Annotated in this window: 9 protein-coding genes; 5 read left to right on the top strand and 4 right to left on the bottom strand. The window is 47.0% G+C overall.

Annotation, left to right across the window (positions count from 1 at the left end):
- Positions 1-200: 200 nt before the first annotated feature.
- Complete coding sequence (locus YC6258_RS17640) at positions 201-1,487, top strand: Nramp family divalent metal transporter (protein WP_082070779.1); 1,287 nt, start codon at positions 201-203, stop codon at positions 1,485-1,487.
- Positions 1,488-1,538: 51 nt separating this feature from the next.
- On the opposite strand, the gene YC6258_RS17635 is transcribed toward YC6258_RS17640, so the two are convergent.
- Positions 1,539-2,900, bottom strand: a complete 1,362-nt coding sequence (locus tag YC6258_RS17635) for a class II 3-deoxy-7-phosphoheptulonate synthase (protein ID WP_044618101.1) — start codon at positions 2,898-2,900, stop codon at positions 1,539-1,541.
- A complete protein-coding gene (gene ydiJ / locus YC6258_RS17630) occupies positions 2,893-5,952 on the bottom strand; it encodes a D-2-hydroxyglutarate dehydrogenase YdiJ (protein ID WP_044618100.1) in 3,060 nt (1,019 codons plus the stop codon). Before ydiJ ends, YC6258_RS17635 begins: the two co-directional genes overlap by 8 nt.
- Positions 5,953-6,222: 270 nt before the next feature.
- Between ydiJ and YC6258_RS27500 the strand changes: the two genes are divergently transcribed.
- The gene (locus tag YC6258_RS27500; protein ID WP_052830385.1) at positions 6,223-7,527 is read left to right on the top strand and encodes an RsmB/NOP family class I SAM-dependent RNA methyltransferase; all 1,305 of its coding nucleotides are present in this window, start codon (positions 6,223-6,225) and stop codon (positions 7,525-7,527) included.
- On the opposite strand, the gene YC6258_RS17620 is transcribed toward YC6258_RS27500, so the two are convergent.
- Positions 7,502-8,212: a heparan-alpha-glucosaminide N-acetyltransferase gene (locus YC6258_RS17620; protein WP_044618099.1), complete on the bottom strand. Its 711-nt coding sequence runs from the start codon at positions 8,210-8,212 to the stop codon at positions 7,502-7,504. The genes YC6258_RS27500 and YC6258_RS17620 overlap by 26 nt on opposite strands.
- A gap of 87 nt (positions 8,213-8,299) precedes the next feature.
- Here YC6258_RS17620 and YC6258_RS17615 point away from each other — a divergent pair, with 87 nt between their 5' ends.
- Both YC6258_RS17615 and YC6258_RS27495 read left to right on the top strand, forming a co-directional pair.
- On the top strand, positions 8,300-8,590 hold the full coding sequence (locus YC6258_RS17615; protein WP_044618098.1) for a hypothetical protein: 291 nt from the start codon (positions 8,300-8,302) through the stop codon (positions 8,588-8,590).
- Positions 8,591-9,712: 1,122 nt separating this feature from the next.
- Positions 9,713-11,446, top strand: coding sequence for a GGDEF domain-containing protein (locus YC6258_RS27495; RefSeq protein ID WP_052830383.1), 1,734 nt, complete (start codon positions 9,713-9,715; stop codon positions 11,444-11,446).
- A gap of 86 nt (positions 11,447-11,532) precedes the next feature.
- On the opposite strand, the gene YC6258_RS17605 is transcribed toward YC6258_RS27495, so the two are convergent.
- Positions 11,533-12,009, bottom strand: a complete 477-nt coding sequence (locus YC6258_RS17605) for a MarR family winged helix-turn-helix transcriptional regulator (RefSeq protein WP_044618097.1) — start codon at positions 12,007-12,009, stop codon at positions 11,533-11,535.
- 110 nt (positions 12,010-12,119) lie between these two features.
- Here YC6258_RS17605 and YC6258_RS17600 point away from each other — a divergent pair, with 110 nt between their 5' ends.
- The gene (locus tag YC6258_RS17600; protein WP_044618096.1) at positions 12,120-12,953 is read left to right on the top strand and encodes a p-hydroxycinnamoyl CoA hydratase/lyase; all 834 of its coding nucleotides are present in this window, start codon (positions 12,120-12,122) and stop codon (positions 12,951-12,953) included.
- Positions 12,954-13,234: the final 281 nt, after the last annotated feature.

The following is a 13,234-nucleotide window of genomic DNA, read 5'->3' as shown; positions in this document are numbered from 1 at the left end:
GCAGACTCAGTGACAATGTTTTTGATATCTGCTTGCAACCTTTGTCTACACCGCAAAAATTGTGGTATTCGATATCACCATAACTGATCTAAATCATTCAAAATCTTTATCAATATCATCAAAAAAACACAATGTTCTATTCCAGAAATTCCGATTAAAAAGATCACTGTATTGCCAGAATCGGTATTTATGGAGTTTTTATGACAACGCTGCAGGTTATTTCAAATCAATCTATCGGCATTCCGTTCAGTCGGTTTTTCTCCGGACGTGGAAGGCATCTGAGCTGGTTGTCTATGTTTGGGCCGGCGTTGATCGCAGCGGTTGCCTATGTGGATTCTGGTAATTTCGCCACAAATATTGAGGCTGGTTCCCGTTATGGTTACACCTTGTTGTGGGTCGTTCTGGTTGCCAATCTGATGGCGATGGTGATTCAGTCATTGTCTGCCAGATTGGGCCTGGCAACAGGAGTCAATCTGGCCGAGTTGATTCGTGAACATTTTCCCAAACCTGTCGTATGGTTTTACTGGCTGCAAGCCGAAGTGGTTGCAATTGCTACTGATCTGGCTGAGTTTCTCGGAGCGGCGCTGGCGTTTAAGTTGTTGTTTGGTATGTCTATGATGAGCGGTGCTTTTTTGACCGGTCTGGTAACTTATGCAGCGCTTTATTTGCAACGATTTGGCTTTCGTCTGATGGAAATGATTATCGGTGCTATGGTAATGGCTATTGCTGGAGGGTTTATGTTCGAATTGATAAGCAGCCGGCCAGATGGTTTTTCGTTAGCCAAAGGTGCGTTGATACCTTCATTTCCTGATGGTTATTCCGTATATCTGGCTGCAGGAATATTAGGTGCCACGATTATGCCGCATGTCATCTATCTGCACTCCGCTTTATTGCAGAACCGGGTTCATTCGGTCGACAGTTCTGATCGTTGTAAACAGATGAGATTTTATCGTTGGGATGTGATTGTAGGCATGGCCTTGGCTGGCATTGTGAACATGGCTTTGTTAGCGGTTGCGGCGGCAATTTTCCATTCCAATGGACATGAAGAGGTGGTCACCATCAGTGAGGGGTTTCAGTTGCTGTCCTCACTGTCAGGGAAAGACTATATGAGCATAGTGTTTGGATTGGGACTGTTATTAGCGGGCTTATCCTCATCGATTGTTGGCACCATGTCCGGACAGGTATTGATGCAAGGGTTTGTTCGTTTCACCATACCTGTGAGTCTGCGTCGTTTGTTGACGATGGCACCGGCATTAATGGTTATTATGATGGGAGTGTCAGAACAGAAAGCATTGGTTGGTAGTCAGGTTGTGTTGAGTTTCGGAATACCCTTTGCCCTGGTTCCGTTATTACGGTTTACCGCCAGTCGTCGTTTAATGGGAAGCCTGGTTAACCCAGTATGGGTAACCGTTATTAGTGTGTTGATTTGTGCAGTGGTGATTGGTTTAAACGGATATGTGTTGTTTTATTCATTTTCGGGTCAGTAGCTCTGCCATAGACGGTACCAGATATTCGGCACCGTCAGTGGAGTTTTGGCTTTAAACTTTTACCGCTCGATGTCCGGGTCGAATGGCGTCGGCAATCAGGAACGCCAGCTCAAGCGCCTGATCGGCATTCAGTCTGGGGTCACATTGCGTTTCATAACTGGTGGCGAGGTCTTGCTCGGTGAGTTGAAATTGCCCACCAATACATTCCGTGACATTTTTGCCGGTCAGTTCAAAGTGCACGCCACCTGCAATGGTGCCTTCGGCATCATGGATATCAAAAAAGGATTTAACTTCTTTCAATATGTTGTCCACAGCTCTGGTTTTATAACCGTTTGAAGTTTGGGTTGTGTTGCCATGCATGGGATCGCAGCTCCACACCACTTTGTAGCCGGATTCTTTGACCTTGCGCAGCAGCGCCGGGAAATAGTCGGCAACTTTGTTGGCACCCATCCGCACAATCAGATTCAGGCGGCCAGCTTCATTATGAGGGTTTAGTGTTTCGATTAGACGAAGCAATTCATCGGGATCGGTTGAAGGGCCGGCTTTCAGGCCGAGAGGATTATGAATGCCCCGGCAGAATTCCACATGCGCACCATCCAGTTGACGGGTTCGGTCACCGATCCAAAGCATGTGAGCAGAGCAGTCATAGCTGTCACCGGTCAGGCTGTCTACCCGCGTCAGTGCCTGTTCATAAGGTAACAATAATGCTTCGTGGGAAGTGTAAAAGCTGGTTTCGCGGATTTGCGGTGTGTTTTCAGCACTAATGCCGCAGGCGCTCATGAACTCCAGAGTTTCATCAATACGGCGGGCGAGATTCTCATAACGATCTGCCAACGGACTCTTACTGACAAAGTCCAGATTCCACCGGTGAACTTCATTGAGGTCGGCCAGTCCACCCGCCGCAAAAGCCCGGATCAGATTCAAAGTGGCACAGGACTGATGATAAGCCTGCACCATGCGGGCCGGATCGGGAATGCGGTCCGACTCGGTAAACCCGAAGCCATTGATAATATCCCCCCGATAGCTGCGCAGGGTTATGTCATTAATGGTTTCAGTATCACTGGAGCGGGGTTTGGCAAATTGGCCGGCCAGACGACCGATTTTGATGACCGGACTTTGACCGCCATAGGTCAGCACGACGGCCATTTGCAGCAGGATTTTGAACATGTCACGGATATTTGAACTGCTGAAATCCTGAAAACTTTCAGCGCAGTCTCCACCCTGTAGTAAAAAGGCTTTGCCCTCACAGACTTTCGCCAACTCTTTTTTCAGTTGCCGGGCTTCTCCTGCGAATACCAGAGGAGGTTGTTTGGCCAGTGTCTGCTCTGCTTGCTGTAGTTGTTCAGCATCAGGGTAGGTGGGTAATTGTTTCGCTGGTTTGGCCCTCCAGCTTGATGGGCTCCATTCAGTCATTTTTTTCACTCAGGCTTTTCAGAATTTGTTGCATGGGGTGTAGCAGAGTCTGGTGTTCGTAGCGCTTCACTTGGCTACGGCATGAATATCCGGTGGTGAGTAGTTTGCCCTGGTTTTTAGGGTTCTTGACCGGCCCCTGCCACGACAGTTCATATATTTTACGGCTAATGTCCTGATTTCTGGTTTCATGGCCGAACGTGCCTGCCATACCGCAGCAGCCTACTTTTATTTCATTCAGGGTCAGGCCAATGACTTTGAAGACCTGTTGCCATTGTTGGATGGAAGAGGCGGCATTGGTCTTTTCGGTACAGTGTCCCAAAATATGAAACGCATCATCAGAATGCAGAGTCTTGTCGGCAAATACATCCTGCCGTTCGCTCAGGAATTCCTGAATAAGCATGACATTCACCGGGTTGCCTTCCAGATATTTTTTATACTCAGCGCGGTAGGTCAGGGTTGTAGATGGATCAAGCCCGATCAGTGGAATACCGGTGTTTTGCATCTTTTTCAGTTTGTTAGCAGTTCTAAAGGCTGTTTTCTGAAAACGACTCAGGAAACCATGAACATGCAACGGTTTACCATTCGCCATGTAAGGCATGACCATTGGATGGAATCCAAGTGCACGCAGGGCCAGTAATGTATCCACCACGACCTGGGTATCAAAATAACTGGTAAATGCATCCTGGACATAAATAACCGCTTTGTTTTTCTGCTCTTTGCTTAATCGGCTGATGTTCAGGGCAGTGGCCCATGGCAATTGGTGCTTTTTCATTTCCTGCTTTAATGAAATGTCGGAAATTAATGGACTGTCGACCATGCCGGCAATATTGCGCAGGAACCAGTTTACCGGTTTCCAGCGGATGGGTTTGTTATAGAGGTCCTTCCATAACGCCAGGGTTGGCATCAGAAATTCCAGTGAGCCAATGAGGTAATCTTTGAGCGGGCGCAGATAACGAGCATGGTAAAGATGCAGAAACTTGGCCCGTGATTCCGGAATATCCACTTTAATCGGACAGCTGCCAGTGCAGCTTTTGCAAGCCAGACAGGTAGACATAGCATCGTATACTTCATGGTTGAAGTCATATTCACCATTACGCTTTTTGAGCGTATTAAAGAGTCTGGGAATGATTGAAACCGGCCAGCTGATGTAGTTCGCTATGCCTGATTCCTGAACCGTGTCTACTTGTTTGTCGGATAATAATCGTAGCCATTCACGGATCAGAGATGATCTACCTTTGGGGGAATATTTCCGTATTCTAGTGGCTTTCCAGCTCGGACACATGGCATCGGCTGCATCATAATTGAAACAGGCACCGTTGCCGTTACAGTACATGGATTCGCTGTATTGTTGCCAGCTATCCTGTTCTATTGTTCTATCCAGTTGTCCACGGGTGGTAACTTTATCAATTTTAAGCAGTTGTACCGGTGACTCCAGCGGGGTGGCAATTTTTCCGGGATTAAGTTGGTTGTGGGGGTCAAATGCCTGTTTGATCTTTTGTAATTGAGGGTACAGGTTGCCAAAGAAATCCGGGGCATATTCAGAGCGGACGCCTTTGCCGTGTTCACCCCATAACAAGCCATTATATTTCCGTATCAATGAGACCAATCTGTCGGTGATCACCCGAACCATTTTTTCCTGCTCAGGATCTTTCATGTCTAATGCTGGACGGACATGAAGGACACCAGCATCGACGTGACCAAACATGCCATATTGCAGGTTATATTCGTCCAGAATGGCTCGAAACTCCATGATGTAGTCGGCCAGATTTTCCGGGGGCACTGCTGTATCCTCAACGAATGGAATCGGCCGGGCTTCGCCCTGAGCATTACCCAGGAAGCCAACAGATTTCTTGCGCATATTCCATACCTGATTCACCTGTTCATGGCCCCAGGCTATAGCATATTGTATGGCTTTTCCGGCTTTGCCACAGACCGCATCGAGTTCCGCCTGAATGACGGCAACTTTCTGTTTGAGTTCTTCATCGGTGTCGGCGGTGTATTCCACCAAATTGATACCCGCGACAGTTTGTCCGGTCGGTTCCGGAAAGAACTGTGCAACCGAGTTCCAAATCAGGTCATCCTTGGCCAGGCCAAGCACCTTTGAATCCACCGTTTCGATGGATGTTGGGTGGCATGCCATCAGCGCCTGCGCATCCCGCAGACTGGTTTCAAAATCACCATATTGCACACAAACCAGTGCCGAGGTCTTCGGTATCTGCAGTACATTGAGTGTTGCTTCGGTAATAAAGCCAAGTGTACCTTCGGAGCCACAGAGAATATTGTTCAGATTAATCCGCTGTTGTTCATCCCGGATATGGGCAAGATCATATCCGGTCAGGCAACGGTTCAGCGGTGGGAACAGGGCTTTGATGTCTGCCTGATGCTGATCATAAATATCTGCCACGGTTTGATAAATGGATGCGATACGGTCTTCACCGCTGGTCAGCTGTGACAGTTTGTCGGGTTCAACGGGTGCAGTGTTTATGACCGTTCCATCGAGCAAGACGGTTTTCAGCGCCAATACATGATCTCTGGTTTTACCGTACATGACGGAGCCCTGCCCGGAGGCGTCAGTATTGATCATTCCGCCTATGGTGGCACGGTTTGAGGTTGACAGCTCAGGGGCAAAAAACAGCCCGTATGGTTTCAATGCTGCATTTAGCTGGTCTTTGACAACCCCGGCCTGGACCCGTACCCAGCGTTCCTCGGCGTTGATTTCCAGGATGGCATTCATATGTTTCGAAATATCGACGACCAGGCCATCTGTAAGAGACTGACCATTGGTACCCGTGCCGCCACCGCGGGCGCTTAATACAATCTGTTGGAACGGTTCTTCATGGCTGACTCTGGCTAATAACACCAGGTCATCGATATTTTTTGGATAGACGATACCTTGTGGCAGTACCTGATAAATTGAGTTGTCGGTCGCTGATACCACCCTTTCGGCATATTCTGGACTGATGTCGCCTTTAAAACCGTCTTTTTCCAGACGCCTGAGAAAGTTCAGATAAAGCTTTTGCGTGTTCGATATTTCATGTAAGCGTGGAATCATTGATGTTAACCGGAACAGTGCTGACAAGAGGCGCGGGATTTTACACTGATCGTGTCTGAGAGGAAATTTTAGTAAGTAAGATGCCGGCAACGCGTTAAACTGAACGGTCAGATGTTCTGGTAGCCAAGAGACTATGCCCGGGTGTCTGATCTTAAGTGCATATCCATATTCCTTGGGGAATGGATATTCGGCAAAAAAACATTCTTCCATTGCCGATGGAGTCAGCCATCGGGCCAACAGTGGTATTTAGTTAAGGGTGGAAATGTATCAATGAGCTGGGCGCCGTTCCGTTATCCGTTTATTTTCAAAATCTGGGATGCCTATCTGCAAGAGGGTAACTGGTATCAGTTGGATCGTTGGTTGAAGAGCTATTATCAGGGCCAGTCCCGTTTTGGTAAGAAAGATCGTAAGGCCTATAGCGATGCCATGTTTGCCGCGATGCGTTATTTGCAGCTGGCAGCCTATCTCCAGCGTAGTTATCTGTTCGGCGAACAGGATTTGAGCCACTGGAGCCAACAGTGGAGACTCGATGAGCTTAAGTCAGTGCCGATTGCCGAATTCTGGTATTGGATCGGATTACGACTGAATCATGATATTCCACCGCCACGTGAGCTTAATGACGGACCGGCCAGGCGGGAACATTTCCTCAAGTTGCTTCATCAATGCGAAACTGATGAAACTCTCTGGCTGCTGTTTAATGGCTTCTCTCCTGAACTTGAGGTGATGCTGCATCAACGCTGTCAGACGAGTCAGTGGAATCGTCAGCGTTTTAAGACTTTTGTTGAGCTTAACAATACCTCTGCGCCTGTCTGGCTAAGAGTAAACGTTTCTGAAGATCTGATGTCTTTGCAGAGTTTGTTGGCCGATGAAGGAATCGCGACTGAGGCTGAGAACGGAGGACTGAAGCTGACCACTGACGGACGGGTAACCGAGACGATCACCTACCAGCAAGGGCATATTGATATTCAGGATTTCGCCAGTCAGCAGATTGCCGCTGCGGTAGACGTGCAACCTGGTATGAGAGTTTGGGACGCCTGTACCGGAGGCGGAGGAAAAGCCCTTGCCGTGGCCGGCCGGATGAATAATCAGGGGATGGTAGTTGCTTCCGATGTGCGGGCATATAAGTTGGAATCAGTTTCCCGGCGGGCGAGACGAATGGGGATACGCAATATACAAACGGAGCACTGGGATGCACATTGGCCGGATGAGCGATTGCCATCCTGGCTGATGGGAGAGTTTGACCGGATTCTTATCGATGCTCCCTGCTCAGGGTCTGGCACGTGGCGTAGGGCTCCTGATTTTAAATGGCGTATTGGTCAGAATGAGCTGGATGAATTGCTGGATTTACAGGGGTTGATTCTGGACCGATGCGTATCTTACCTGAAGCCGGGCGGCCAGCTGATCTATGCGACCTGCAGCTGGTTTTGTCAGGAAAATGAGCAGCAGGTGGAAAATTTCTTACGCCGGCATCCCCATATGCAGTTGCAGCAGCAGGCACTTCATGGAGCGCCTGATGTGGACTCCGATACCATGTTCAGTGCAGTAATGGTTAGCTCCCTGCCAGCATCTGTCTGAGATGGTAGGCGGCATTGACCAGTTCAAACAGAACGATCTGGTGGATCAGATAAATGGCCAGTGAGTGGCGCCCCATCCAGGCCAGCGCATTTAGCCATCGACTGTCTGGCAGCTTGGGTCGCCAGTTTTGGTGACCTAACCAGATGCCGATCAATATCATGCCAAACCACGGAATAAATCGCGTCAGATCCTGCGTGCCTCTGGGCAGATGCAAAATGGGTTTGAGTTCAATATAGAGCCAGTGCAGGTTAAACCAGCTGGTCAAGTTGAAAAGAAGGAATATGCTGATTCCGGTTATCAGGGCAATAACTGGAACGCGAATAAACAACAGACCTGCCAGCATGGAGGCAGCGATAAAATGCAGTACTCCGAAATAGACCCAACTTTTTGGGAACACAAACCAGGTAACCAGTGTCACAGCTATGGCACCTGCGGCAACCTGGGATACCCGGAAAAGATATTGCTTCCAACGAATACCATTACGTGTGGCCAGTACCATCGATATGCCACTGACACTGAAAAACAGTGTAACGATGACATAGCGAAACCAATCCCAGTATCCCTGGTTAACTTTAAAGTCGGCGAACTTGAAATAACTAAGGTCATAGCTGAAGTGAAAAATAATCATCAATAAAATGGCCAGGCCTCTGGTGGCATCAAGTTCCAATATTCGTCTAGACTTCATTCTGGGAGCCGATCTGCAGGTTGCGACAAGAACGGGTGAGTATACAGTCGGGTGTTGCGATCTTGAACTGTTGAGGAAGATGTTGTCGTGTCAAACGAAGAGCTTCAGTTAATTAAACAAGAACTGGAACAGTTTATTACTGAACTGGAGAAATTTAATCACTACGCAAAACTGTTAGGGATCAATGCGGCGATAGAGGCGGTCAAGCAGGAAGAAAGCATGCGAAGAGCCATGGAGATCATTGCTACAGGTTTGAATGATCTGACAGAGAGTTGCAGTGTTATGATTGACCGAACCCGCGGCCATGTCCTGAATATTGAGCAACAACATTTGGATGGAACATCACCAGCACATCCAAATGACTCGAAAAAGCATTAACCCATCAACCCATCGCTGGTGGATTGGGCGGATTGGCCGCTAGAATTTCATACAGCTCAGCAGATTTTAAGTAGCGGTATTCAGGCGGTTCTATGACTGCTTGTCTTAATATCGGGTTAATAGTCTCCTAAAAGAACCCCAGCCAGATAAAACCTTTTTGTATGATGTTGTCCCTTCTGCTTTTTATTCCAAAGCGGCAGGTTTTATTGGTATTGCATACTGTGTCTAAAAAATCATCTGGAAAAAATTTATTTATAATCTATGACCTGCGCCTTAGGAGACCGGGTAGAACCTATAATTTAATCGCTGCCCTGCACGTTGGTCCAAATATGTACTCTGCGGATTTGTCGATCATGCTGATCTGGTCTTTGCTGTCTCAGCAACAACAATCGACACCTGCTGGTGGAAGGCATCGGTCCGCCGAGTTGCCTCAAACGTATCGGGTATGGCAATTAAAGTCGCATAAGCCAAATTATGGCTAACTGTCTAAAAAAGCATGGTTCCGATTTGGTAGAAACGGTCAAAAATGCACTCTATTTGAGAAGCTCTTGTGAATGCAATCGTCTCATTCCATAGAAGGGATTCTATCTTGATAAATGTTGGTATTGATAATATTTGAGTGTGTTGTTAATTGCCTGTTGTGTCCATGGCCGGTTGGGCGGATTATACTAAAATGCTATGTAATTCTTTGGTGTTTTTGTGTGTTTCAGGCAAGTTGATAATTATATGGAGCGGTCTGAACATATGACTCCGCAAGGTGAATTTTTTGCCTGATACCGAAATGTCATGGTGCCATTAATAATGAGAGGTTGTTAAATGAATCTCTATACAATAATGAATTGCCCGCCGCTTTTATTGCACTTGGATGTTAAGTCCGGCCCGAAATGTGCAATCTATATTCTCTGTGTTTTTTTGATACTTATACATGTGAGGGGCATTTTTCGTGGCATGTGGTATCACGCAGTTTTGTTAGGCAGATTTTTGAGTGCTCAGTTATTTAGTCAGGAAAAGCCCTCTTGTCGTCCAGCTTCTACAAAGTAAAAAGGTAGCGGTTTTTGTTTTTTCAGTTCTGGCTGATAACAATGATTCGCAGGAAACTGGCCTTGCATCGATGGTATAGATATGAAATGGACATATGAGCAAACGTTGACGCGGAAATATGGTTTTTTATATTTGTGGTGTTTCCTGGCTATTCAAAGTACCGTTTGTTTGGCTCAAGATGTTCAATATCATCAGAGATTCTGGATTATCACCGACGAGGAGTGGCAGCCACCACTGGTGTTGAAGAGTGACGAAATTGTCCCACGGCCCCGGCAACAGATATCATTAACTGGAGGGGTTAACTGGTATATACAGTCTTTTCGGATACCGGAGACTGAACAATATGTCGTGGATTTTCGCAATACCAGCGTGATTGGGCAGTTTGATCATTACATATACGACGGTCGTGGGATCCAGATTGGCAGGTTGTCCGGTGGCATACAAAATCTGCAGATTAACCCGTTTATGCTCAGACATGGACGAATGGTCAGGTTTTTTCCTTCGGAATATGTCATTTTGACACGTACGGAAAGCCCGTTTTTCCTTGCTCAACCAGAACCCTTTATCATGCCGTTGGACGGCTATTCCTGTGCAGTGAAGTGGGGCAATACTCTGGTGCTGGTTGGGCTGGGGGTTATGTTCGCTTTGTCCTTCTTGTATCTGGTGCGATATTTCTCTCAAAGACGGTTGGAAAATCTCTATTACGCATTATTTGTCTTTTGTTGCATGGCATACAATAGTACCGCTCTATTGGTCGTCAGTGATCTGTTTCATTTGAATTGGTTTTATCTGATCAGTTATCCAATGATTCTGGCCAGTGGCTGTTATATTGCGTTTGTGATGACGCTGTTGAATATTCGAAAGCGTTCCTATCCTATTCTGTATTTTCTGGGATTAAGTTGTATTGGGTTGTTTGCTGTTTCTGCGGTTATGGCCATTCTGTTTCCACACTGGTCCCTGGAGTTTGACCGTTACAATATCGCTGTATTTTCTGTTTACGGTTTTGTCTCCGGCCTGATAGTTGCGCTGCGCGGTAGCCGGATTGCCCAGCTGTACCTGCTTGCAAACCTGTCTTTCAGCTTACCTGCTCTGGTAGCTATTTCGATCACCCGTTTTAATAACAGTAGCACTTTGTTGATTGAGCATATTGGGCTGATCGCTGTTCTCGCAGAAGTTATCATGCTTGCTTTTGTCAGCGAGTATCAGGCTCGACAAAGAAAAAAAATGTTGGAAGCAGCGAGTAAAACGGATGTTCTTACCGGTGTGTTTAACCGTAATTATCTTGAGTCGCATATCGATCAGTGTTGGTCACTCTGTCTGACGGAGCAACAACCGTTTTCTTTGATCATGGTAGATGTTGATCATTTTAAGCAGATTAATGATGCTTGGGGGCACAGTGTCGGGGATAGTTGTCTGGTTCATGTCGCTGGAATTTTACGCCAGTCTGCCAAACGGAGAACCGATGTTCTCATACGCTACGGCGGTGAAGAGTTTGTTGTTATTCTGCCAAATACGCCTTTGAGTTACGCCTATTCCGTGGCGGAGGAGGTAAGATTGAATATTGAGAAAACACCTTTTTTTTATGATCAGAATCGTTTATCCGTCACTATTAGTTGTGGTGTCAGCACTGTAATTCCTAACTATGATATGACGATTTATGAATTGATTGAAGGTGCAGATCAGGCTTTGTATCAGGCTAAGAAAAGCGGTCGGAATTGCGTCAAAATATACAATAACGCGAGGGAGGTCGAGACTCGATTAATCCCGTTAGCAAGGGACATGAGTGATACAGCGGGAATCTCCGAACAACAATAGTGGTTGCTTCGGTTAGTGATTTCGTCACCCTGTGTGTCAATTGCCGATAGCAATACAGCTTCCCTGCTGTCTGATGCGGTTGGTATTTAGATGTCAGCCAATGTTCTGGCCAGAGCTTTCAGCTGCTTATAAAGGATTTGCTGTTCCTGTTCAGAAAAATCGGCCAGCATTTTATGTTCCAGCTCTGCAATGGCTGCATCGCATTGGGCCATTAAGCGTTTGCCCTCGTCAGTGAGACTGATCTGAATGATGCGCCCGTGACTGGGGTCCGGCTGTCGTTCAATCCAGCCGTTCTTTTCCATAACTTTCATGAGTTCATTGGCTGCCTGTGGGGAAACCATCGTCCGTTCTGCAAATTGGGCATTGGACAGCTGGCCGCGGGCAGCAAACACAGAGAGAGCAGTGTACTGGGTTGTGGTGAGACCAAAAGGGCTGACGGCCGTGCGAATGTGGCGAATCAACGAGCGGTCCAGGCGACCAATCAGGTAAGAAATACCTGATGGTCTGCTGTTTTGGTCTTTTGTATTCGTATCTGTACTGGCGAGATCATCTAAAGGTGCCATGTTTACCCTTATTTTTTGCTTGCGTTTATAAAAAGTAAAAGCTAAAGTTTCGTCATTATATCAAGTTGCTTGATATGTTGACTGAAAATAATAAAGTGAAGGTAACTATTATGAGCGAATATGATACTCGCTGGAAGGCGGTTAAAGTGGAAGTGCAGGGCGGTATTGCCTGGGTAACCTTTAATCGTCCTGAAAAGCGCAATGCAATGAGTCCTACCCTGAATCGTGAAATGATTGAGATCCTGGAGACACTGGAGCTGGATGATGAGGTTCAGGTATTGGTTTTGACCGGGGCTGGAGAGTCGTGGTCTGCGGGTATGGATCTCAAGGAATATTTTCGCGAGACTGATGGTAAATCTGAGATCTGGCAGGAGCGCATGCGCCGGGACTGTTCGCAATGGCAGTGGAAGTTGCTGAGAATGTATAGCAAACCCACGATTGCGATGGTAAATGGATGGTGTTTCGGTGGTGCCTTTTCTCCACTGGTGGCATGTGATCTCGCATATGCTGCGGATGAAGCAACCTTCGGTCTTTCGGAGATCAACTGGGGTATTCCTCCAGGGAATCTGGTTAGCAAGGCCGTTGCTGACACCATGGGGCACAGAAAATCGCTGTACTACATTATGACGGGTGATACATTCACGGGTCAGGAAGCTGCAGAAATGGGGCTGGTGAATGAAAGTGTGCCACTGGCAGAACTCAAAGAGACTGTGACCAAGGTGGCCAATAAGTTATTGGAGAAGAATCCTGTTGTTTTGCGTTTTGCCAAGCATGGGTTCAAACGGTGCCGGGAATTGACCTGGGATCAAAATGAAGACTATTTGTATGCCAAGGTGGATCAGGCGATTCATCGTGATCCGGAGCATGGGCGTCAGGAAGGTCTGAAGCAGTTCCTGGATGAGAAAAGCATTAAGCCGGGTTTACAAACATACAAGCGCCGGTAATTAAAAAGTCATTCCTATCAGTCGGTTTGCTCAGGTGCCAGTCAGCTGGGTAAACCGGTTCTTTAGTATTCCTCCTGTCACCCTTCGGCTTCTGCAAATCATCCGTGCTGTGATTACGCAATAGTTTTGGTGATAATTAACTGGCTTTGTTCAGTAACGAGCGGATGTGTATCGACGTTTGGGAGCGTAGCGCTGTTATTTGTGTTTTTATGTTCTCGATTTCAACATTGCGCGACTCTTTATATATCAAGCGATGATATTTCCGGGTATGCCTTAATCTT

The organism is Gynuella sunshinyii YC6258, assembly GCF_000940805.1.
GTDB classification, from domain to species: domain Bacteria; phylum Pseudomonadota; class Gammaproteobacteria; order Pseudomonadales; family Natronospirillaceae; genus Gynuella; species Gynuella sunshinyii.
Note: the sequence above shows the minus strand (reverse complement) of the source record. Positions and strands in the feature narration are given on the sequence as shown.

Excerpts from the sequence above, each read along its gene's own strand:
- YC6258_RS17600 (WP_044618096.1), top strand. The coding sequence starts at position 12,120 with ATGAGCGAATATGATACTCGCTGGAAGGCGGTTAAAGTGGAAGTGCAG.
- YC6258_RS17635 (WP_044618101.1), bottom strand. The coding sequence starts at position 2,900 with ATGACTGAATGGAGCCCATCAAGCTGGAGGGCCAAACCAGCGAAACAA.
- YC6258_RS17620 (WP_044618099.1), bottom strand. The coding sequence starts at position 8,212 with ATGAAGTCTAGACGAATATTGGAACTTGATGCCACCAGAGGCCTGGCC.
- ydiJ (WP_044618100.1), bottom strand. The coding sequence starts at position 5,952 with ATGATTCCACGCTTACATGAAATATCGAACACGCAAAAGCTTTATCTG.
- YC6258_RS17640 (WP_082070779.1), top strand. The coding sequence starts at position 201 with ATGACAACGCTGCAGGTTATTTCAAATCAATCTATCGGCATTCCGTTC.
- YC6258_RS27500 (WP_052830385.1), top strand. The coding sequence starts at position 6,223 with ATGAGCTGGGCGCCGTTCCGTTATCCGTTTATTTTCAAAATCTGGGAT.
- YC6258_RS27495 (WP_052830383.1), top strand. The coding sequence starts at position 9,713 with ATGAAATGGACATATGAGCAAACGTTGACGCGGAAATATGGTTTTTTA.
- YC6258_RS17605 (WP_044618097.1), bottom strand. The coding sequence starts at position 12,009 with ATGGCACCTTTAGATGATCTCGCCAGTACAGATACGAATACAAAAGAC.